21 protein-coding genes are annotated in these 19,969 nt (G+C 65.4%); 7 read left to right on the top strand and 14 right to left on the bottom strand.

Annotation, left to right across the window (positions count from 1 at the left end):
• Nucleotides 1–47 precede the first annotated feature (47 nt).
• The 5 genes from rpsD to murI all read right to left on the bottom strand — a co-directional run bounded on the left by rpsD (nucleotide 48) and on the right by murI (nucleotide 3,875).
• Nucleotides 48–665 (bottom strand): 30S ribosomal protein S4, encoded by a 618-nt coding sequence (rpsD, locus tag ACUXVA_RS26555; protein WP_265082935.1) that lies wholly within the window; start codon nucleotides 663–665, stop codon nucleotides 48–50.
• Nucleotides 666–914: 249 nt separating this feature from the next.
• Nucleotides 915–1,691, bottom strand: coding sequence for an acyltransferase (locus ACUXVA_RS26550; RefSeq protein ID WP_265083639.1), 777 nt, complete (start codon nucleotides 1,689–1,691; stop codon nucleotides 915–917).
• Nucleotides 1,692–1,812: 121 nt separating this feature from the next.
• Nucleotides 1,813–2,583: an HpcH/HpaI aldolase family protein gene (locus ACUXVA_RS26545; RefSeq protein ID WP_265082936.1), complete on the bottom strand. Its 771-nt coding sequence runs from the start codon at nucleotides 2,581–2,583 to the stop codon at nucleotides 1,813–1,815.
• A gap of 18 nt (nucleotides 2,584–2,601) precedes the next feature.
• A complete protein-coding gene (locus ACUXVA_RS26540) occupies nucleotides 2,602–3,000 on the bottom strand; it encodes a cupin domain-containing protein (RefSeq protein ID WP_445493358.1) in 399 nt (132 codons plus the stop codon).
• Between the two features lie 80 nt (nucleotides 3,001–3,080).
• Nucleotides 3,081–3,875 (bottom strand): glutamate racemase, encoded by a 795-nt coding sequence (gene murI, locus ACUXVA_RS26535; protein WP_265082937.1) that lies wholly within the window; start codon nucleotides 3,873–3,875, stop codon nucleotides 3,081–3,083.
• 272 nt (nucleotides 3,876–4,147) lie between these two features.
• Here murI and ACUXVA_RS26530 point away from each other — a divergent pair, with 272 nt between their 5' ends.
• Together ACUXVA_RS26530 and ACUXVA_RS26525 are read left to right on the top strand one after the other, a co-directional pair.
• Nucleotides 4,148–6,283, top strand: a complete 2,136-nt coding sequence (locus ACUXVA_RS26530) for a DUF2235 domain-containing protein (RefSeq protein WP_445489109.1) — start codon at nucleotides 4,148–4,150, stop codon at nucleotides 6,281–6,283.
• A gap of 48 nt (nucleotides 6,284–6,331) precedes the next feature.
• Nucleotides 6,332–6,571 carry a hypothetical protein gene (locus tag ACUXVA_RS26525; protein ID WP_445489107.1) on the top strand — a complete coding sequence of 80 codons (240 nt, stop codon included), beginning with the start codon at nucleotides 6,332–6,334 and terminating at the stop codon, nucleotides 6,569–6,571.
• Nucleotides 6,572–6,575: 4 nt separating this feature from the next.
• Here the strand turns inward: ACUXVA_RS26525 and ACUXVA_RS26520 are convergent, their stop codons facing one another.
• On the bottom strand, nucleotides 6,576–7,124 hold the full coding sequence (locus ACUXVA_RS26520) for an MOSC domain-containing protein (protein WP_413776515.1): 549 nt from the start codon (nucleotides 7,122–7,124) through the stop codon (nucleotides 6,576–6,578).
• 183 nt (nucleotides 7,125–7,307) lie between these two features.
• Entirely contained in the window at nucleotides 7,308–8,615 is a 1,308-nt protein-coding gene (purB, locus tag ACUXVA_RS26515) for an adenylosuccinate lyase (RefSeq protein ID WP_445489105.1), read from the bottom strand.
• Between the two features lie 178 nt (nucleotides 8,616–8,793).
• On the opposite strand from purB, the gene ACUXVA_RS26510 reads away from it, so the two are divergent.
• The 3 genes from ACUXVA_RS26510 to ACUXVA_RS26500 all read left to right on the top strand — a co-directional run bounded on the left by ACUXVA_RS26510 (nucleotide 8,794) and on the right by ACUXVA_RS26500 (nucleotide 11,393).
• A complete protein-coding gene (locus tag ACUXVA_RS26510) occupies nucleotides 8,794–9,534 on the top strand; it encodes a metallophosphoesterase family protein (protein ID WP_265082940.1) in 741 nt (246 codons plus the stop codon).
• Nucleotides 9,535–9,537: 3 nt separating this feature from the next.
• Nucleotides 9,538–10,953 carry a serine/threonine protein kinase gene (locus ACUXVA_RS26505; RefSeq protein WP_265082941.1) on the top strand — a complete coding sequence of 472 codons (1,416 nt, stop codon included), beginning with the start codon at nucleotides 9,538–9,540 and terminating at the stop codon, nucleotides 10,951–10,953.
• 137 nt (nucleotides 10,954–11,090) lie between these two features.
• Nucleotides 11,091–11,393, top strand: a complete 303-nt coding sequence (locus ACUXVA_RS26500) for a hypothetical protein (protein WP_265082942.1) — start codon at nucleotides 11,091–11,093, stop codon at nucleotides 11,391–11,393.
• Between the two features lie 70 nt (nucleotides 11,394–11,463).
• Here the strand turns inward: ACUXVA_RS26500 and rpe are convergent, their stop codons facing one another.
• On the bottom strand, nucleotides 11,464–12,165 hold the full coding sequence (gene rpe / locus ACUXVA_RS26495) for a ribulose-phosphate 3-epimerase (RefSeq protein WP_265082943.1): 702 nt from the start codon (nucleotides 12,163–12,165) through the stop codon (nucleotides 11,464–11,466).
• Between the two features lie 250 nt (nucleotides 12,166–12,415).
• Between rpe and ACUXVA_RS26490 the strand changes: the two genes are divergently transcribed.
• Entirely contained in the window at nucleotides 12,416–13,228 is an 813-nt protein-coding gene (locus tag ACUXVA_RS26490; RefSeq protein WP_445489102.1) for an EF-hand domain-containing protein, read from the top strand.
• On the opposite strand, the gene ACUXVA_RS26485 is transcribed toward ACUXVA_RS26490, so the two are convergent.
• Nucleotides 13,196–13,429: a KTSC domain-containing protein gene (locus ACUXVA_RS26485; RefSeq protein WP_445489100.1), complete on the bottom strand. Its 234-nt coding sequence runs from the start codon at nucleotides 13,427–13,429 to the stop codon at nucleotides 13,196–13,198. The two genes, ACUXVA_RS26490 and ACUXVA_RS26485, sit on opposite strands and share 33 nt — an antisense overlap.
• A 54-nt stretch (nucleotides 13,430–13,483) precedes the next feature.
• Nucleotides 13,484–14,476: a P1 family peptidase gene (locus tag ACUXVA_RS26480; RefSeq protein ID WP_445489098.1), complete on the bottom strand. Its 993-nt coding sequence runs from the start codon at nucleotides 14,474–14,476 to the stop codon at nucleotides 13,484–13,486.
• Between the two features lie 287 nt (nucleotides 14,477–14,763).
• On the opposite strand from ACUXVA_RS26480, the gene ACUXVA_RS26475 reads away from it, so the two are divergent.
• On the top strand, nucleotides 14,764–15,498 hold the full coding sequence (locus tag ACUXVA_RS26475) for a cytochrome c biogenesis CcdA family protein (protein ID WP_265082947.1): 735 nt from the start codon (nucleotides 14,764–14,766) through the stop codon (nucleotides 15,496–15,498).
• A 170-nt stretch (nucleotides 15,499–15,668) separates the two neighbouring features.
• Here ACUXVA_RS26475 and ACUXVA_RS26470 read toward each other — a convergent pair whose 3' ends face one another.
• From ACUXVA_RS26470 to ACUXVA_RS26455, 4 genes are all read right to left on the bottom strand, one after another.
• Complete coding sequence (locus tag ACUXVA_RS26470; RefSeq protein ID WP_265082948.1) at nucleotides 15,669–16,784, bottom strand: branched-chain amino acid ABC transporter substrate-binding protein; 1,116 nt, start codon at nucleotides 16,782–16,784, stop codon at nucleotides 15,669–15,671.
• Nucleotides 16,785–17,016: 232 nt separating this feature from the next.
• Entirely contained in the window at nucleotides 17,017–18,129 is a 1,113-nt protein-coding gene (locus tag ACUXVA_RS26465; RefSeq protein WP_265082949.1) for a branched-chain amino acid ABC transporter substrate-binding protein, read from the bottom strand.
• A 176-nt stretch (nucleotides 18,130–18,305) separates the two neighbouring features.
• Nucleotides 18,306–19,046: an ABC transporter ATP-binding protein gene (locus ACUXVA_RS26460; protein ID WP_265082950.1), complete on the bottom strand. Its 741-nt coding sequence runs from the start codon at nucleotides 19,044–19,046 to the stop codon at nucleotides 18,306–18,308.
• Nucleotides 19,047–19,170: 124 nt separating this feature from the next.
• Nucleotides 19,171–19,965, bottom strand: a complete 795-nt coding sequence (locus tag ACUXVA_RS26455) for an ABC transporter ATP-binding protein (protein WP_320109747.1) — start codon at nucleotides 19,963–19,965, stop codon at nucleotides 19,171–19,173.
• Between the last annotated feature and the right edge of the window lie 4 nt (nucleotides 19,966–19,969).

Raw genomic sequence — 19,969 nt, 5'->3', positions numbered from 1 at the left:
AGGCCCCGGAAAATCCGGGGCCTTGATCTCGTGATCGCTGCTGAAACTTAGCGCGAATAGAATTCGACGATCAGATGCGGTTCCATCTGCACGGCGAACGGAACGTCCGACAGCACCGGGATGCGGATGAACTTGGCGGTCATCTTGCCGTGGTCGGTTTCGACGTAGTCCGGGGTGTCGCGCTCGCCGAGGGTCGAGGCTTCGAGCACGAAAGCGAGCTGCTTCGAGGATTCCTTGACCTCGATGAGGTCGCCGACCTTGACCTTGTAGGAAGCGATGTTGACGCGCTTGCCGTTCACCTTGATGTGGCCGTGGTTGATGAACTGACGGGCCGCGAACATGGTGGCGACGAACTTGGCGCGATACACTACGGTGTCGAGGCGGCGCTCGAGCAGGCCGATCAGGTTTTCACCGGTGTCGCCCTTCATGCGGCCGGCTTCCACGTAGATGGAGTGGAACTGGCGCTCGGAGATGTTGGCGTAATAGCCCTTCAGCTTCTGCTTGGCGCGCAGCTGCACGCCGAAGTCTGAGAGCTTGCCCTTGCGGCGCTGGCCATGCTGGCCGGGGCCGTATTCGCGCTTGTTGACCGGAGATTTGGGACGACCCCAAATGTTCTGGCCCATGCGGCGGTCGATTTTGTATTTAGCTTCACTACGCTTGGTCATCGCGTCCTCGATGTTGAGAGAGAATGAGGAGACGCGCCCTCCTGTGTACCGGAGAATTCCGGTACCGACAGGTTCATCCTCAAGCTGAGGGGAGAACCACGGGTGCGAAACGCAACGCGGGCCGAAAACGGCCCGCGAGCAAGCGGGTTCTAGGAACAACGGCCCGATATGTCAATTGAAAGACGGGCGCGGGAAGCCGGAAAACGGCCGTCCGGGATGTTCGGCCGGCCATTCTGACGCTTTTGGGCCCTAAAAGGCCACCGCCCGGACCGATTTCGTGGCCGGAGGGTAATCGGCCAGCACTTCGTCGGCAATTTCGGTATTCAGCACCTGTTCCAGCCGACTCAGGGCCTGCGCGATGATCGCGGCGTCGGTAACCCGGTGGTCCCAGCGGATCACCACTTCCATGGTCCCGTCCGGCTCCAGCGCGCCATAGCTGAGGAGGAACGGGCCGGGGCTGATCGCATCGAGATTGCCGGGGCCGAAGGCGGCCACCGAGGTGATGCCGAAATTGCCGCAGAAATTGGCGCGCTGCCGGCCGATGGCGAAGCAGCCCGCCCACAGCAGCCGGCGCAGCGGCAGCGGCAGCCGCGTCACCCGCATCAGCTTGCGGAACATCGGCACCTTCTCGATCGGCGCCGTCATGGCGTGGCGGATCAGCGCATCGATCTCGGCCAGCGTCATCGCCTCGCCGCCGCACACGCGTTGCGGCAGTACACATGGCTCGCCGCCTTCGTTGCGCGCGATGGCGATCATGCCGACGCTGCGCGGTAGTTCGTAGAAGTGCGGCCACGGCCCGCCGATAAACATCGTGCGCAGCACCGGCTCGTCCTTCGCCACGAGGCAGAATGCCTTGGTGAAGATGGCGGTCCAGCCCGGCGGATGCGCCGATCCGGCGCGGGCCGCAGCGAGCGCATCGAGTGCCAGCCGCCGCCGCAGCGCGACAAACGGCACGCGCGTCGACGCGTGCATCAGATCCATGATCAGACGGCGCGGCATTGATACTTTGCGAATCGTTCCGCGCATCTGCTGTGAAGCCCCGCCCAGGACGGCCGGGTCGTTGCCCGGCCAGCCTGTCATGTAGCATATTCAGGAGGGTTATACAGCCGCTAGTTGCGCAATCGCGATCCAGAACCGGGGCGCGGCCTTATCGCTGGATTCCTGCAAACGCCGCGGCAATACCGCGCTGGACCAGCGACCAGTCGAAACCGAGCGCCAGCGCCACATAGCCGCGCGCGATCATCGCATTGGCCTGTTCGGCCGAGCGCGCGGCGCCGCCGATCGGCACGCCGCTTTTGAGGATGCCGGTCTCGGCGCGGGCCACCAGCGCCAGCACCTCGGGATCGTCGAGCTGGCCGCGCTTGCCGATCGAGGTGGCGAGGTCGCCGATCCCGATCACTGCAACATCGATGCCCGGGACCGCCATGATCTCGTCGATGCGGTTCACAGCGTCGACATGCTCGATAGTGACCATGCAGATCATGTCGTCATCGGCGGTGGCCATGTAGTCGGGCATCGACACGTTCCAGCGGAACGGGGCATGAAACGGTCCCCACAGCCGCTCGCCGGCGGGCGGATAACGCAGGCTGCGCACGGCTTTCTCCGCATCCGCCGCGCTTGATATCATCGGAAAGTTGAGGCCCATGGCGCCGATGTCCATCGGCGCCTTCGCCAGCCACGGCTCGTTGGCGGCGATGCGCACCAGCGGCAGGCACGGCGTGCCCGCGGTCGCCATGATCATGCCGTGTGCGGTGCCGAGATCGATCGGGCCATGCTCGAGATCGACGATGATCCAGTCGAGCGACTGCGCCATGATCCGCGCCAGTTGGATGCTCGGGATGGTGGCAATGGCCCCGAAGGTCGGACGCCCCTCGCGCCATTGCTGCTTGAGGCGATGAAGCGGCGCGGGAGGCGTCATTCCGTATCCTGTATCCAGTTATTTCGGCGCCGGGGTGGCCACCGGCTTGCCGTCCTCGACGACGTAGACGGCCATCAGCTTCAATCCCTTGTCACCGGTCTTGACGTCGTGCGGCACGCCGGCAGGGACCGCGTAGGAATCGCCGGCCTTCATCATCTTGTCGGGCTGGCCTTCGACCAGCAAGGTCGCCTCGCCATCCAGTACATAGCCGGTATCCACGCCGGGATGGGTGTGCCGGCCGGCAAGCTGGTTCGGCCCGATCTCGGCGACAACGGTCACGATGTGATAGCCAGCGGGGAATTTCACGTCCTGCAGCGGCGTCCGCTTGATACCGCCCGCCGGAGCAGCGGTCTGCGCCGCCGCAGCGCCGGCGGTCACGACGACAATCGAAAGTCCGATCAAAAGGTTCCTGAGCATCATGGTCTCTCCCTGGCCGTTCTCTTCATGGAACGGATTGAGAGCAGGCTAGCAGTCCGCGATTGCGCGCGGAAGCTGGATCACGCCGGAACGGGGCTGCCGAAAAGCGGCACCAGCGCCTTGGCCAGTTGCAACGACGGCGCGCGTCCGGATGTGTAGACGAAGCTGGTGGTGGTGGTCGGCGCATTTGGCAGGGCCGGCCCGAGCAGGTCGACCACCCGCCGCGCGATTGCCGGCGCCGGATCGATCCACGCCACCGGCCACGGCGCCAGCGCGATCATGCGGTCCAGCAGCAGCGGGTAGTGCGTGCAGGCCAGCACCACGGCATCGGTGCGGAGGCCGCCGTCGTCGACGAAGCAGGGCGCGATCTCGGCCAGAATAGCGTCGTTGCCGATGGCCTCGCCGTTCAGCTCCGCCTCCGCCAGAGAGGCGAGGATGGGCGAGCCGACCAGTGTTACCGTGCAGGCCTGGGCATGGTCGCGGATCAGCGCCTTGGTATATTCGCGCTTCACGGTGGCCCGGGTGCCGAGCACCGAGACGCGCTTGGTGGTGGAGGCGGCGCAGGCTGGCTTGATCGCCGGGACGGTGCCGACGAAGGGCACGGCATAGGCGGCGCGCAGCGGCGCCATCACCGACACCGACATGGTGTTGCAGGCGATCACCACCAGGTCCGGGCGATGCGCCGCGATCAGCTCGCCCATCAGCGGCACCACCCGGGCGACGATCTCGTCCTCGCTGTGGTGGCCGTAGGGGAAGAACACGTCGTCGGCGACATAGACATAGCGCGCGTCAGGGCGCGCGCGGACGATCTCGCGCAGCACCGTGAGGCCGCCGAGGCCGGAATCGATCACCAGGATGGTTGGTTGGGTGGACACGGACACATCCTTGCCGAAGGTGGTTACTTTTGGGTTGCCGGACCATGACGCCTGCCGCGGATCCGATGCAATATGAACTCTTGTTCCGGGGCCGTCGCGGACGACAGCGCCTGATACGGTCCGGCTCTGCGAGGAGGCAAGAGATGCGGCACCGCGCCTTGGCTTCGGCGCGGAATGAACTGGAGCGCAGTCAGGTTGCGCGATTGTATCTTGTCGATGATGCAATTTCTGCTCATCATGCCTCGGCATTGACGCGCGGGGGGGGCACGGCGATGGCTGGAAAAAATATCGTCCTGTTGTCGGACGGCACGGGCAACAGCTCGGCCAAACTGTTTCGCACCAATGTCTGGCGGCTGTATCAGGCGCTTAATCTGTCAGATCCCTCGGCGCAGATCGCCTATTACGACGACGGTGTCGGCACCTCGTCGTTCAAGCCGCTGGCCATCCTCGGCGGCGTGTTCGGCGTCGGGCTGAAGCGCAACGTCATCGACATCTACAGTTTCTGCTGTCGCAACTATCAACCGGGCGATCGCATTTACGGCTTCGGCTTCAGCCGCGGCGCCTTCACCATCCGCGTGGTCGCCGGCCTGATCGCCCGCATCGGTCTCGTGCGCTACGACGGCAACGATGCGCAGCTGGCGCGCGATGCGGAGATTGCCTATCGCGAATATCGCAAGGTCCGCAATTACAAATCGGCGCTCACGGCGTTGATCAAGCCGCTATGGGCGCTGTGCGACTGGCTCGGTCGTGTCGTTCTGCACAAGCCGGCATTTGCCGACCTGGTCCGCACCGAAATCGAGAAGATCGATTTCATCGGCGTGTGGGACACCGTCGATGCCTATGGCGGTCCGATCGAGGAGATCACCCGGGCCATCGACTACTGGTACTGGCCGCTGACCATGCCGGACCAGTTCATGAACCACAAGATCGCCCGGGCCTGCCATGCGCTGGCGCTGGAGGAGGAGCGCGACGCGTTCCGCCCGGTGTTGTGGGACGACCGCTATGTGCGCGACGGCAAGAAGCTTTATCCGGTGGAGCAGGGCTGGGAGCCGGCGCCGCTGCCGGCGGAACGGCCGTTAGCCGAGATCGACCGCGAGCGCATCAGCCAGGTGTGGTTCGTCGGCGTGCATTCCGACATCGGCGGCGGCTATTCGCGCGACGGCCTGTCCTATACGACGCTGCGCTGGATGATGCAGCGCGCCGAGGTCCACGGGCTGCGCTATCTGCAGGTGCAGCAGACCTGGCTCGACAGCTTCGTCGATCCCTTCGACAAGCTCAACGACTCCCGTCACGGCCTCGCCGGCTACTATCGCTACCGGCCGCGCAAGCTGGTCGATATCTACAGCCAGCCGCCCTACAAGCTGAAGCTGGCCGAGGACCTGCGCCACATGCTCAACATTCTGGCGGACCGGACGGACTCCGAGCATGAAGTCAGGGCCGAACTCGCCGCGCCGGAGACGTATCGGCCGCGGCCGGCGCCAAAAATCCATCACACCGTGTTCGACCGCATCGCGCGCGGCACCGATGGCTACAGCCCGATCGTGCTGCCGGCCAGCTATGCGGTGGTGACCGACAGCGGCGCCATCATCGCCGAGAGCGGCGTCGGCGCCGCGCAGGCGCAGGCGCGCGCCGTCCGCCAGGAACGGGTGTGGGACTGGGTCTGGGCGCGGCGCGTCACCTACTTTGCCACGGTGGCTGCCTCGCTCTATCTGGCAGCGCTGCCGCTGATCAATGCCTGGCGTCCGCCGCGCGGGCCGGCCAGTCCCGCCGAGGTGGTCGTGCCGCTGATCGACATGGTCGGCGCGCTGCTGCCGGCCTTCGTCGCGCCGTGGCTGGAGGCCTTCCGCCACGCGCCCGGGCGGTTTTTGATCGGTGTCGTCGCGGTGCTTCTGCTGCTCGATCTGGGCGGCAGGATGCAGGGACGGATCCGCGACCTGATGCGGACCATCTGGCGCAGCCCGAGCAGCACGTCTCCGCCACAGCCGGCCAGCGCGGTCTACCGGCTGCGCAATGCCGGGGCCTATCGCGCGTTCTTCTATTTGCTCAAGCATTGGCTGCTGCCGACGTTCTTCGCCGCAGTGATTTTCGTGGTGCTGACCTTCGCGGTGTTCAACGTCGTCAATCGCCTGTCTTTCCTCGCCTTCGACGCGGCGGGGTCGGTCTGCACCCCCGGCGTGACGACCACCGCCGTGACGGCGACGCCGGCGACCAGACCGTTCGCGACGAAGACCTTGTGCACGGCGACCGGCCTCGCCGTGCAGGCGCAGCGCTCCTATCGGGTCACGCTGGTGGTCACCGATCCCTGGCAGGACGGCTACAAGTTCGACGAGCCCGATCCGGACAAAGCCCGCGGCATCGCTACCGGGCCGGAGGGATTCGGCCGCGACCGGATGCGGCCACTGATGTAGCTCGGCCTGCCAAGCCGGCGGCTGCTGGGCTCGAACTGGTTTGCGCCGGTGCTGCGCGTCGGCATCCGCGGTTTCGGCGAGGTGGTGCCGGCCTTCGTGCGCGAGGATCCGCCGGCGTGCCAGTGCCCGGCGACGACGCGCTACACCGCAACCTTCCGGGCGCCGAAATCCGGCGAACTGTTCGTCTATGTCAACGATACGGTGATCGGGATGCCCGGCCTGTTCGACGTGTTCTACCGCAGCAACAACAAGGGCCGCGCCGATCTGACGCTGCAGTTGGTGGAGTAGCTGCCTACACCGGCAGCAATGGCCGGTGCGCGCCTGCGGGCGGCTCGATACGGATCGGGTCGCCGGGCCGCACGTCGCCGGCTGACAGCACAATGCTCATGACGCCGGACTTGCGGATCAGCTTGCCCTCGGCGTCCTTGTCCAGCACGGCCTTCAGCAGTCCCTTCCGGAAGGCGTCGATCTGGCCGCAGGGGTGACGCAGGCCGGTGATCTCGATCACCGCCTGATCGCCGAGATGGAGTTTCGTGCCGGTGGACAGGCCGAGCAGGTCGATGCCCCCGGTAGTGATGTTCTCGCCGAGATCGCCGGGCGCGATGTCGAAGCCTTTGGTGCGCAGCTCGTCGAACAGTTCGCGGTGCATCAGATGCACCTGGCGCAGGTTCGGCGCCTCGGGATCTTTGCGCGCGAGGTAGAGGTGCGTGACCTTGGCGCCGGCATGGGCATCGCCCTCGACGCCGAGGCCCGGCAACAGGCGGACGCTGAGCGCCGGCGCCTTGCTGAAATGATGGCCGCGGCGCAGGCAGACGGCGAGGATAGCGGGCGCAAATTCTATCAGGGGTTCGGACCTTTCTTCACCTCTCCCCGCTTGCGGGGAGAGGTCGGCATTCACGCGAAGCGTGGATGCCGGGTGAGGGGACTCTCGAGTGAAACGCGGAATCCCCCTCACCCGGAGCCCCTCGCTCCGCTCAGGACTCCGACCTCTCCCCGCAGGCGGGGAGAGGTTAAGAACCGGCGATCAGCTCTCTCCGAACACGCGGTTGAAGATCGTATCGACGTGCTTGAAGTGATAGCCGAGATCGAACTGTTCCTCGATCTCCGCATCCGTGAGATATTTCTTCACGTCGGCGTCCTTCTTCAGCAGCGTCTGGAAGTCGCCTTCGCCGCGCCACACCGGCATGGCGTTGCGCTGCACGAGCTTGTAGGCGTCCTCGCGCGAGGCGCCCTTCTGGGTCAGCGCGATCAGGAGGCGCTGCGAATGGACGAGGCCGCCGAGGCGGTCGAGGTTCTTCTGCATGTTGGCCGGATAGACCAGCAGTTTCTCGATCACGCCGGCCAGGCGGTTGAGCGCGAAGTCCAGCGTCACCGTGGCGTCCGGTCCGAACATGCGCTCGGCCGAGGAGTGCGAGATGTCGCGCTCGTGCCACAGCACCACGTTCTCCATGGCCGGGGTCACATAGGCGCGCACCATGCGGGCGAGGCCGGTGATGTTCTCGGTCAGCACCGGGTTGCGCTTGTGCGGCATCGCCGAGGAGCCCTTCTGGCCCTCGGAGAAGAACTCCTCCACTTCCAGCACTTCGGTGCGCTGCATGTGGCGGATCTCGGTGGCGAGGCGCTCCATGGACGAGGCGATCACGCCGAGCGTGGCGAAGTACATGGCGTGGCGATCGCGCGGGATCACCTGGGTGGAGATCGGCTCGGGGGTCAGGCCCATGGCCTTGGCCACATGGGCTTCGACGCGCGGATCGATCTGCGCGAAGGTGCCGACAGCACCGGAGATGGCGCAGGTCGCCACTTCCTTGCGCGCGGTTACGAGCCGTTCGCGGGCGCGGGTGAACTCGGCAAAGGCGTAAGCGAGCTTCAGACCGAACGTCACCGGCTCGGCATGGATGCCGTGGGAGCGGCCGATGGTCGGGGTCATCTTGTGCTCGAAGGCACGGGTCTTGAGCGCGGCCAGCAGCCGGTCAACGTCGGCGATCAGGATGTCGGCGCAGCGCGTCAGCTGCACGTTGAGGCAGGTGTCGAGCACATCCGAGGAGGTCATGCCCTGGTGCACGAAGCGCGCCTCGGGGCCGACGATCTCGGCCAGATGGGTCAGGAAGGCGATGACGTCGTGCTTGGTCTCGCGCTCGATCTCGTCGATGCGCGCCACGTCGAAGGTGGCGTCCTTGGCCTTGGCCCAGATGGTTTTCGCCGCATCCTTGGGGATCACGCCCAGTTCCGCCAGCGCATCCGCCGCATGGGCCTCGATCTCGAACCAGATCTTGAAGCGGCTCTGCGGCTCCCAGATGGCAGCCATTTCCGGACGGGTGTAGCGGGGGATCATGGAGGACTCGTGCTGTTGGGGGTTACGCCGCGCTTTAGCAGATCGGGAGGGGGAGGGAACAAGCGGATCGCCCGCCAGCGGGTTTTACCGTAAGCAGGGAGCCAGCCGGTGCGGCACCGTTTGATGTCGGTCAAACCGACCGGCCGGCTGGCCGTTATCATGCGGCAAGGGAGAAAATGTGCTGCTGGCGATCTTTGCGGATATCCATGGCAACCGGGAGGCGTTCGAGGCCTGCCTCGCTGCGGCGCGTGCGCGCGGCGCGGAGCGCATGGTGCTGCTCGGCGATTTCGTTGGCTACGGCGCCGATCCGGAATGGGTGGTCGATACCGTGATGGAACTGGTCGCGGCCGGCGCCGTGGCCGTGCAAGGCAACCACGATTATGCCGTCGGCACGCCCTCCGAGACCATGAATGCCGAGGCCCAGGCCGCCATCGAATGGACCCGCGGCCGGCTCGGCGCCGAACAGCGGCGCTTTCTCGCCGACCTGCCGCTGACCGTCGAGGATGGCGAGCGTCTCTATGTGCATTCCGAGGCCAGCCAGCCGGCCCGGTGGCGCTATGTGACCGATGTCTCCGACGCTGCGCGCTGCCTGATCGCGACCCAGGCGCATGTCACTTTCTGCGGCCACATCCACAAGCCGGCGCTGTATTCCATGTCGGTGACGGCGAAGATGACCAGCTTCGTGCCGAGCGCGGACGTCGCCGTGCCGCTGCTGCAGGGGCGGCGCTGGCTGGCGGTGATGGGCTCGGTCGGCCAGCCGCGCGACGGCAATCCGGCGGCGGCCTTCGCGCTGCTCGATACCATCAGCCGCGAGATCACCTATTGCCGCGTGCCCTACGATGTCGAGGCAGCGGCGAAGCGCATTCGCGACAATGGCCTGCCGGTCTGGCTGGCCGACCGGCTGCTGGTGGGGAGGTGAGCCATGGGGCGGCATCTGGTTGAGCCCGGCGCGGTGATCGACGGTTTTGTCGTCGGCGAATGCGTGCATCGCGGCGGTATGGCGACGCTGTGGAGTGTGACCCGGCCGGACATCGCCATGCCGCTGCTGATGAAGATCCCGCGCATTTCCGAGGGCGACGATCCCGCCGCCATCGTCGGCTTCGAGATGGAGCAGATGATCGTGCCGCGGCTGTCCGGCGTGCACGTCCCGAAATGTTTCGGTGCCGGCGATTTTGCGAAGCAGCCTTATGTGGTGATCGAGCGCATTCCCGGCGCGACGCTCTATGCGCGACTGCCGGAATTGCCGCTGCCCTATGACGAAGCCGTGGCGATCGTCGGCAAGGTGGCGGTGGCGCTGGACGAATTGCACCGGCAGAACGTCATTCATCACGACATCAAACCGAGCAGCGTGATGTTTCGCGACAGCGGTGAGGCGGTGCTGATCGATTTCGGCCTGTCGCATCACAACCAGCTGCCGGACCTGCTGCAGGAGGAATTCCGGCTGCCCTACGGCACCGCGCCCTATATGGCGCCGGAGCGGCTGCTCGGCGTGCGCGACGATCCGCGCAGCGACCTGTTTTCGCTCGGCGTGCTCTTGTACTTCTTCACCACCGGCGAACGGCCCTTTGGCGAAAGCGAAACCCTGCGCGGCATGAAGCGGCGGCTGTGGCGCGATCCGGTGCCACCGCGCAAACTGCGCGCCGACTATCCGCCCTGGCTGCAGGAGATCGTGCTGCGCTGCCTGGAGACCGAGCCCAAGTGGCGGCATCCCACCGCGGCGCAGCTGGCCTTCGATCTCGGCCATCCCGACCAGGTCAAACTCACCGCGCGTTCGGAGCGGCTCAAGCGCGATCCGCTCAGCACCGTGTGGCGCCGCCGTTTCAACGGCAATATCTCGCAGCCCAGGGCCAAGGCCGATCTCGCCGCCCAGCTCGACGCCTCGCCCATCGTGGCCATCGCGCTGGACACCACCGAAGGCGCTCCGGAGCTGAACGCGGCGCTGCGCGTCACCGCCGGCCGGATTCTCGCGACATTGCCGGCGGCGCGGCTGGCCTGTCTCAACGTGCTCAGGCTCAATCGCCTCGCCGTCGACCACACGCTTGACGAGAACCAGAGCAACAAGCACGTCGATCGCCTGGTCATGCTGAAGCACTGGGCGCAGCCGCTGAAGCTCGATCCCAACCGGCTGTCGACCCATGTGCTGGAGGCGATCGATCCGGCCGCGGCGATCCTGCAATTCGCCGACTCCAACAAGGTCGACCACATCATCATCGGCGCGCGACAGAATTCCAGGCTGCGCAGCCTGCTCGGCAGCGTGTCGGCGAAAGTCGCCGCCGAAGCCAATTGCAGCGTCACCGTGGTGCGTCCGGCCCGCGCGGCGACGCGGGACGGAGTATAGTTGTAGCCCGCATGAGCGCAGCGAGATGCGGGAATTATGGAGCGCTGCCCCGCATGTCGCTGCGCTCATGCGGGCTACTTGCCAATTGCGCGAGTTGTTGTGCTTAGTGTTCTCATGCAACGTGTAAGGATGATTTATTGTCAGAGCTCGGACCAAAAGAAACTGAGATTATGAGCTTCCTAGAGGAGCGAATTTTCAACCCAATACTTGATTCAGGTACAGCCTCGGCAAGGCTAAAACAAGGAATTCGCTTCACCATTATGCGAATGAAGGAGCGGGATGCAGCTGGGATGATTCAGTATTACTGGTCCGCGATTATTGGGACAGAGCGAAGCGTCGGATTTGCCGCCCTCATGCGTCAGGAAGGATTTGGTCGTTTCGAGGAAGCTATCGACGAATTTCGGCTTCGTTTTAATGATCAGTTTCTTCGGCGACCGTGAGGATAGGCGCGACGGAATTCCTACCCAGAGCCTCCTGCAGCAACGCATTCTCGCATTGAAGACTCCGCGCCTAAACCATCTCCCCGCGCGCATTCGCCGCGGCGCCGCGGATGCCGTCGATGTTCGCCTTGTAGCTCGCCACCGTGCCGCCCTTGAACACCGCGGAGCCGGCGACGAACGCATTGGCGCCGGCGGCGGCCAGTTGGCCGGACACCGCGGCGGAGACGCCGCCGTCGACCTCGATGTCGATCGGGCGGCCCGCGGTCATGGCGCGCAGATCGCTGATCTTGCCGAGCGCGGACGTAATAAAGGCCTGGCCGCCGAAGCCGGGGTTGACCGACATCACCAGGATCAGGTCGACCATGTCGATGACGTATTCGATGGCCGAGAGCGGCGTGCCGGGGTTGAGCGAGACGCCGGCCTTCTTGCCGAGCGCGCGGATCGCCTGCAGCGAACGGTGCAGATGCGGGCCGGCCTCGGCATGCACGGTGATGTGGTCGCAGCCGGCCTTGGCGAAGGCTTCGAGGTAGGGATCGCAGGGCGCGATCATCAGATGCGCGTCGAAGATCTTCTTGGTGTGCGGGCGCATCGCCTTGATGACATCGGGCCCGTAGGAAATGTTCGGCACGAAATGGCCGTCCATGACGTCGAGATGCAGCCAGTCGGCGCCGGCTTCGTCCACCGCGCGGACTTCCTCGCCGAGCCTGGAGAAATCGGCAGCCAGGATCGACGGTGCGATGACCAGCGGGCGGGGCGCGAAGGACTGTGACATCGGCATTTCCTGATGGTTGGAGAGGGCTTCCGGGTACCATGCAGCCGGCCGAGCGGCAATGCGGGCCAGCGCAGCGTCCGGCCGTTTGCGGCGCGGCAGTTTCTGCCGCAACGGCACGATTTGCCGGGAGCGCCATCGTCGCTGCTCCCTGAAGGCCATTGTTATCACGAGGTTTTTTCGATGGCACGGCGCTTGCTGACCATTGGCTCAGGGAATTCACGCCGCATGCGGCTTGAGCAGGAGTCTCAATATGCTGGCAGCTCTTACGGCCGCGACGACGGCACTCGACGCCCTGCAGGCGCTGACCTCGAAGAAGGGCTCGACGTCATCGGCGACCGCCAAGACCGGCGTCACGCAGAACGCTGCCTCGATCTTCGATGCCGACAGCAAGGCCTCCGGCGACACCACCGCCGCCAAGCCGGTGATCCACAGCTCCGCAAGCACCGGCACGCTGTCGACGAGCACCATGAGCGCGCTGCTCGCGGCACAGGGCCAGGCAACGACCGCGTCGACCGGCTCGGCCGATAGTACTTCGGTGGCGTCAGCCAGTTCCACGGCGACCAAGAGCCGTTCGGCGGCGCTGAAGGATCTGTTCGCACAGCTCGACAGCGATGGCGACGGCAAGGTCAGCAAGGCCGAATTCGAGGACAAGCTCGGCGCCGGCGGCACCAACACCGCCAATGCCGACAAGGTGTTCGCCAAGCTCGACAAGAACGGCGACGGCTCGGTGAGCCTCGACGAAATGTCCTCCGCCCTGAAGGGCCATGGCGGCGGGCACCATCACACTGCGAAGAGCGGCGGCTCCAGCGGATCCGATGCTGGCGGCTCCAGCAACGGTTCGGATGCGACGGGGGCCACCAGCACCACCACGCTGAATGCCGACGGCACCACCACCACGTCGACCACCTATGCCGACGGCTCCAAGGTGTCGATGACCTCGGCGCCGACCAACGCCGCATCGTCCAGCGCCACCAAGTCGTATAATTTCATCGAGCAGATGATCCAGAAGCAGGCCCAGGCAATCTCGAATTCAGGCGCGTCGTCGATGTCGGTCAGCGCCTGATCCCGGCGTCACCTCGCGATACGCATAGCGGTCGCGGACCTCGCGATTGAAGAACGCGCCGCGTGACGGCGCATGACTGAACGCCGTGAACAGCTCCGGCCCGACATCCTCATAGCGATAGCGCCGGCCGCTGGTGAAGATTACCAGCAGTTCGCGGCTGGCCGCGTCATAGGCGAGATGGCTGATCGCTGTGGATGGCATGGCGTCAGCGGCTCCTCGATCATGCAACGCCGGCGGCCGGCTTTTGTTGCCCGGTCAGAAACGGTCCTTCCACGCCGGCAGCGCGTCCGGGAACGGCAGCGCTTTCGCCGCGAAAACGCCGCGCGCGATCGCCCGCGCCATCGCGTTGCCGGCCAGCATGCCCAGTTCCGTCAGCCCGACCAGCGGATCGACCGGCTTTTCGCAGGTCGCGGCGGCGAACACGATGTCGCCATCGAGCGGTGCGTGCACCGGATAGATGGCGCGGGCAAAGCCGGTCTGCGCCATCATGGCCAGACGTTTGGCCTGCGACTTGGTCAGGATGGCGTCGGTGACCACGACGGCCAGCGTGGTATTCTCCACTGCGGTCGCTGCAGGGCCGCCCTTGATGCGCATCGCATGCATGGACGGCGTGAAGGCCTCCGGCCAGCCGCGGCTGCCGAACTCGCCGTCGACCTCGAACGGCGCCGCCCAGAACCACGGCCCGTCGCCGACGGTGACGCTGCCGACGGCATTGACCACGGCGAGTGCCGCGACCTTGACGCCGTCCGGCGTGGTCGCCGAGGCCGAGCCGACGCCGCCCTTGAAATTCGCCGTGGTGGCGCCGAGCCCGGCGCCGACGCTGCCCAGCGCGAAGCTGGTGCTGGCGGCGGCGGCGGCGACATAGCCGAGCTCGCGATAGGGGGCGTAGCGGCCCCAGTTCTTGTCGCCGCCGTTGAGCAGGTCGAAGCAGATCGCGCCGGGCACGATGGGAATGACGGCGTCGCGTATCCTGAAACCGCGGCCGTGTTCGGCGAGCCAGGCCTGGACGCCGCCGCCGGCCTCCAGCCCGAAGGCCGAGCCGCCGGCCAGCGCGATGGCGTCGATCCGCTCCACGGTGTTGACGGGATCGAGCAGGGCGCTTTCGCGGGTGCCCGGGCCGCCGCCGCGGATGTCCATCGCTGCCACCGCCGGGGTATCGAATAGGATCGCGGTGACCCCGGAGGCGACGGTGGCGTCGTCGGCGTGGCCGACGCGGACGCCGGCGATATCGGTGAGGAGATTCTTCATGGGACGCTCTTTCTTCCCCTCTCCCCCAGCGCAGCGAAGCTGCGCGCCGCGGGAGAGGGTGCCTTCGCGAAGCGAAGGCGGGAGAGGGCATCTTCGACACGGTTGTTGTTTGTGCAACCCCTCTCCCGTCTCGAACCCGCTTCGCGCGTTCGATCCACCCTCTCCCGCGGCGCGAAGCTTCGCTTCGCTGGGGGAGAGGGGAAAGAGGACCGATCACGCCCGATCACATCCGCAGGAGGCCCGCCACGGGCCTTGCATCGGGGCACGCGGGCGGTGCATCTAGCCGCATGATTCACGATGTCACCATTCCGGCGGCGCTGCTCGCCGGCCTCGTCAGCTTCCTGTCGCCCTGCGTGCTGCCGCTGGTGCCGCCCTATCTCATCTATCTGACCGGCGCCACCATCGAGCACGTCGCCGCCGACGAACCCGACGCGACCTCGAAGCGGGCGGTGATGATTTCCGCGCTGATGTTCGTGCTGGGTTTTTCCACGGTCTTCGTGGCGCTCGGCGCCAGCGCCAGCCTGGTCGGCAGCGTGATCCGCGCATATTCCGCCGAACTGTCGATCGTCGCCGGCGTGGTCATCATCCTGATGGGCCTGCACTTTCTCGGCCTGACCCGGATCGGCCTGCTGATGCGCGAGGGCCGCCTGGCGATGGCCAAGCCCGTCGGCCTGTGGGGCGCCTATGCGATGGGGCTGGCCTTCGCCTTCGGTTGGACGCCGTGCATCGGGCCGATCCTCGCGGCCATCCTGTCGGTGGCTGCGGCGGAGGCGACCGTGACCAAGGGCGCGGGCCTGCTGGCGGTGTATTCCGCCGGGCTCGGCATTCCCTTCCTGCTGGCGGCGCTGATGGTCGAGCAGTTCTCCAGCCTGTTCGCGCGGATGAAGCGCCACCTCGCCACGGTCGAACGGGTCATGGGCGTGCTGATGGTCATCACCGGCATCGGCTTCCTCACCGGCGCGGTGAGCAATGTCAGCATCTGGCTGCTGGAGACGTTTCCGGCGCTGCAGAATTTCGGGTGAAGCTGATTGTTTCCCGCGCGCGGCGCGGCATTCTTATGCCGCTCCGCAGATGCGGGATCCCGATTGTTTAAAGAACCTGGGCCGGATCTGCGAAGCAACACTTCCGCGCGAAGCTTCGCTTCGCTAGGTTGCATCGCGTCCGGGGAACGAGATCTGCGAGACGACTCCGCTCACGTCCCCTTGGGATTGATCTCGGTGTAGTTGCCCTTGGCGTCCCACTTGTAGACGACATAGTCGATCGCCTTGATGTCGCCCTTGGCGTCGAAGGCCATCTTGCCGAGAACGGTGTCCCATTCGCCGGCCTTGATGACGTCCATCACCTTCTTCGGATCGGTCGAGCCGGCCTTGGCCGCGGCCTGCGACCACACCTGGAATGCCGCGTAGGTGTACAATGTGTAGCCTTCGGGATCGATGTTCTTGGCCTTGAACTTCTCGACGATGGCCTTGGCGGTCGGCTTGTAGCGCGGGTCCGGCCCGAAGGTGAACAGGGTGCCTTCGGCGGCGGGGCCGGTGATCGAGGCGAACTCCTTGTCGTTCATGGCGTCGCCGGCCATCAGGATGGTCTTCAGGCCCTGGTCGCGCATCTGGCGCAGGATCAGGCCGGCTTCCTGGTGATAGCCGCCGACATAGACCAGATCGATGTTGTCGCGCTTCAGCCGCGAGACGATAGAATTGAAGTCCTTGTCGCCCTTGTTGTAGCTCTCGAACATTTTTTCGGTGAAGCCGGCCTTGTTGAGCGCCTTCTTGGTCTCGTCGGCCAGTCCCTTGCCGTAGGTGGTCTTGTCGTTGAGGATTGCGACATTCTTGCCGGCAAAGTTCTTGGCGATGTAGTCCGCCGCGACCAGGCCCTGCTGGTCGTCGCGGCCGCAGACGCGCAGCACGTTCCACAGCTTGCGCTCGGTGAACAGCGGATTGGTCGAAGCCGGGGTGATCTGCAGCACGTTGGCGTCGGCATAGGCTTCCGAGGCGGGGATCGACGACGACGAGCAGAAGTGCCCGGCCACGAACGGCACCTTGGAGCTGCCGAGCTTCTCGGCAACCGAACGCGCCTGCTTGGGGTCGCAGGCATCGTCGGCGACCTCCAGTGCCAGCTTCTTGCCGAGCACGCCGCCGGCGGCATTGAGATCGGTCACCGCCTGTTCGGCGCCGTTCTTCATCTGCCTGCCAAAGGCGGATTCGCCGCCGGTCATCGGACCGGCCACAGCCACGTTGATGTCCTGGGCGAAGGCCGCCGTCGATAGCAGCGTTGCTGCGAAGGCCAGGCCGATCAGTCGGAACGGTTTCATGAAATGATCCTCGCAAAGGGTTTTCCCGCCGCGTGCCATCCAGCGGTCGGAAGCGAGGATCAGTCTCACCCTATTTCGATGTCAAGTCACCGGCAATTTACAGGCACGCGCGGCCCGCCGTAGTGTCTCGCTGCGGCAGGTCGTCGCAAGACTGTCGGGGGCGGGCCTCATTCGTGGCCGAAACAACCGGACACGCAGAACGTGCCGGTCGTTTCGCTGGCGGGAGCGGCCGTTACATCGGCTTCAGTTCGGCGTAGTCGCCCTTGGCATCCCATTTGTAGACGACGTAATCGAGCGCCTTGATATCGCCCTTGGCATCGAAGGCCAGCTTGCCGAGGACGGTGTCCCACTCGCCGGCCTTGATGGCCTCGATCACCTTCTTCGGGTCGGTCGAATTGACCTTCTTCACCGCCTGCGACCACACCTGGAACGCGGCGTAGGTGTACAGCGTGTAGCCTTCGGGATCGATGTTCTTGGCCTTGAAGCGGTCGACGATGGCCTTGGCGGTCGGCTTGTTGCGCGGGTCGGGGCCGAAGGTGAACAGGGTGCCTTCGGCAGCCGGGCCGGTGATCGAGGCGAATTCCTTGTCGTTGATGGCGTCGCCCGCCATCAGCACGGTCTTCAGTCCCTGGTCGCGCATCTGGCGCAGGATCAGGCCGGCTTCCTGATGATAGCCGCCGATATAGACCAGATCGATGTTGTCGCGCTTCAGCCGCGAGACGATGGAGTTGAAGTCCTTGTCGCCCTTGTTGTAGCTCTCGAACATCTTCTCGGTGAAGCCGACCTTGTTAAGCGCCTTCTTGGTCTCGTCGGCCAGTCCCTTGCCGTAGGTGGTCTTGTCGTTGAGGATGGCGACGTTCTTGCCCTTGTAATTCTTGGCGATGTACTCGGCGGCAACCAGACCCTGCTGGTCGTCGCGACCGCAGACGCGCAGCACGTTCCACAGCTTGCGCTCGGTGAACAACGGATTGGTCGAGCCCGGGGAGATCTGCAGCACGTTGCCGTCCGCATAGGCTTCCGACGCCGGGATCGACGACGACGAACAATAGTGACCGGCGACGAACGGGATCCCGGAGCTGGCGAACTTCTCGGCGATCGAACGGGCCTGCTTGGGATCGCAGGCATCGTCGCCGACTTCCAGCGCGAGCTTCTTGTTGAGCAAGCCACCGGCGGCATTGATGTCGGCAACCGCGAGTTCGGCACCATTCTTGAACTGGCGGCCGAAGGCGGCTTCGCCGCCGGTCATCGACGAGGCGACACCGACGCGAATGTCCTGCGCCAGCACGGCGGACGATAGCGCGACAGACGCGCCCAGCGTGAGGCCGATGAGTTTGATCAGTTTCATATGGAAGTCTCCAGGGCCGGCTTGAAGTTGTCGATGGTGAAGTAGGTATCTTTAAACCGTGGCGAATGTCAGATAATTATCGTGAGGCATCGGCGAATTTCTCTTGGTTGAAGCGGTCGCGGTGTCTTGCTTCTGTCACGGACGTTGATGGCAGGAGACATCCGGTTCGCCCTTGGTCACGCGTGCCTTCCACCTTCGAGATAGGCAGAGCGGATTTCCGGCGCCTTGAGCAGGTCCGCGCCAGTGCCGGTCAGCGTGATCAGCCCGTTGACCATGACGTAGCCGCGATGGGCGAGGCGCAGCGCGTGATTGGCGTTCTGCTCGACGATCAGCACGGTGAGGCCGTCCTGCCGGTTGAGGACGCGGATGGCGTCGAAAATCTGTTTGGCGATCAATGGCGCGAGGCCCAGCGAGGGCTCGTCGAGCAGCAGCAGCCGCGGCCGGCTCATCAGCGCGCGGCCGATCGCCAGCATCTGCTGCTCGCCACCGGACAGCGTGCCGCCGCGCTGGGTCATGCGCTCCTTCAGCCGCGGAAACAGCGCCAGTACCTTGTCGAGGCCGGCCGCGCGGTCCGCCGGGCTGGTGTCGGTGGCGTCGGCGCCCATCTGCAGGTTTTCCGCGACGCTCATGCGCGGAAAGATGCGGCGGCCTTCCGGCGACTGGGCGATGCGCATGCGCGCGATCTCGTGGGTCGGCACGCCGGTGATGTCCGTGCCGTCGTAGACGATGGTCCCGGACCTGGCGCGCGGCCTGCCGAAGATCGTCATCATCAGCGTCGACTTGCCGGCGCCATTGGCGCCGATCAATGCCACGATTTCACCGCGGGCGATGGTGACGTCGACGCCGCGCAACGCTTCGATCTTGCCGTAGGACGCGCGAAGATTCTGGATGGCGAGCATGGGGGTGGAAGAGTTCATCGCATGACCTCTCCGCCGTCATGGCCGGCCTTGTGCCGGCTATCCACGCAACCATGTGCGCCGGCGCCTGCGGGCGTGGATGGCCGGGACAGGCCCGGCCATGACGGAGTGTGTGGCAATGACCTCACAGCCCCAACTCCGCTTCGATGGTTTCGACTTCGTCTTCCTCGGCGCCGAGATAGGCCGCGATCACCTTGGGATTATCGCGGATCGACTGCGGGGTGCCGTCGGCGATCTTGACGCCGTAGTCCAGCACAACGATGTGGTCGGAGATTTCCATCACCACGCTCATGTCGTGCTCGATCAGCAGGATCGAGGTGCCCCAGTCGTCGCGGATCTTCAGCAAGAGCTCGCTCAGGCTGGCGCTCTCGCGCTCGTTCAGGCCTGCGGCGGGCTCATCGAGGCAGAGCAGGGCCGGTTCAGTGCACATGGCACGCGCGATCTCGAGGCGGCGCTGGTCGCCATAGGGCAGTTCGCCGGCCGCATCGTCGGCGCGGCCGAGCAGGCCGATCCGGTCGAGCCAGTTGCGCGCCAGATCCATCGCGCGCTTCTCGGCGGCGCGATAGGATGGCACGCCGAACAGGCCCAGGAACGTATAGCCCGACGCCTTCATCAGCGCGTTGTGCTGCGCCACCATCAGGTTTTCCAGCGCCGTCATGCCCGGAAACAGCCGGATGTTCTGGAATGTGCGCGCGACCTTTGCGACCTTGGAAATCCGGAAGTCGTTGAGGCGTTCGAGTCTGAATTCGGCGCCGTCGTGACTGAGCCGGATGCTGCCGCCGCTCGGCTTGTAGAAGCCGGTAATGCAATTGAACACCGTGGTCTTGCCGGCGCCGTTGGGGCCGATCAGGGCGGTGATCTTGCCGCGCTCGGCGGCGAACGACAGTTCGTTGACGGCGACGATGCCGCCGAAGCGCATCGAC

It is taken from the genome of Rhodopseudomonas sp. RCAM05734, from assembly GCF_052658035.1.
The sequence above is the reverse complement of the archived record's forward strand: the minus strand, read 5'-3'. Positions and strand labels throughout refer to the sequence as shown.

What these genes read in the sequence shown, in the direction of transcription:
- rpsD (WP_265082935.1), bottom strand. Translation starts at nt 665, where the DNA reads ATGACCAAGCGTAGTGAAGCTAAATACAAAATCGACCGCCGCATGGGC.
- ACUXVA_RS26550 (WP_265083639.1), bottom strand. Translation starts at nt 1,691, where the DNA reads ATGCGCGGAACGATTCGCAAAGTATCAATGCCGCGCCGTCTGATCATG.
- ACUXVA_RS26545 (WP_265082936.1), bottom strand. Translation starts at nt 2,583, where the DNA reads ATGACGCCTCCCGCGCCGCTTCATCGCCTCAAGCAGCAATGGCGCGAG.
- ACUXVA_RS26540 (WP_445493358.1), bottom strand. Translation starts at nt 3,000, where the DNA reads ATGCTCAGGAACCTTTTGATCGGACTTTCGATTGTCGTCGTGACCGCC.
- ACUXVA_RS26530 (WP_445489109.1), top strand. Translation starts at nt 4,148, where the DNA reads ATGGCTGGAAAAAATATCGTCCTGTTGTCGGACGGCACGGGCAACAGC.
- purB (WP_445489105.1), bottom strand. Translation starts at nt 8,615, where the DNA reads ATGATCCCCCGCTACACCCGTCCGGAAATGGCTGCCATCTGGGAGCCG.
- ACUXVA_RS26505 (WP_265082941.1), top strand. Translation starts at nt 9,538, where the DNA reads ATGGGGCGGCATCTGGTTGAGCCCGGCGCGGTGATCGACGGTTTTGTC.
- rpe (WP_265082943.1), bottom strand. Translation starts at nt 12,165, where the DNA reads ATGTCACAGTCCTTCGCGCCCCGCCCGCTGGTCATCGCACCGTCGATC.
- ACUXVA_RS26490 (WP_445489102.1), top strand. Translation starts at nt 12,416, where the DNA reads ATGCTGGCAGCTCTTACGGCCGCGACGACGGCACTCGACGCCCTGCAG.
- ACUXVA_RS26485 (WP_445489100.1), bottom strand. Translation starts at nt 13,429, where the DNA reads ATGCCATCCACAGCGATCAGCCATCTCGCCTATGACGCGGCCAGCCGC.
- ACUXVA_RS26480 (WP_445489098.1), bottom strand. Translation starts at nt 14,476, where the DNA reads ATGAAGAATCTCCTCACCGATATCGCCGGCGTCCGCGTCGGCCACGCC.
- ACUXVA_RS26475 (WP_265082947.1), top strand. Translation starts at nt 14,764, where the DNA reads ATGATTCACGATGTCACCATTCCGGCGGCGCTGCTCGCCGGCCTCGTC.
- ACUXVA_RS26470 (WP_265082948.1), bottom strand. Translation starts at nt 16,784, where the DNA reads ATGAAACCGTTCCGACTGATCGGCCTGGCCTTCGCAGCAACGCTGCTA.
- ACUXVA_RS26465 (WP_265082949.1), bottom strand. Translation starts at nt 18,129, where the DNA reads ATGAAACTGATCAAACTCATCGGCCTCACGCTGGGCGCGTCTGTCGCG.
- ACUXVA_RS26460 (WP_265082950.1), bottom strand. Translation starts at nt 19,046, where the DNA reads ATGAACTCTTCCACCCCCATGCTCGCCATCCAGAATCTTCGCGCGTCC.
- ACUXVA_RS26455 (WP_320109747.1), bottom strand. Translation starts at nt 19,965, where the DNA reads ATGCGCTTCGGCGGCATCGTCGCCGTCAACGAACTGTCGTTCGCCGCC.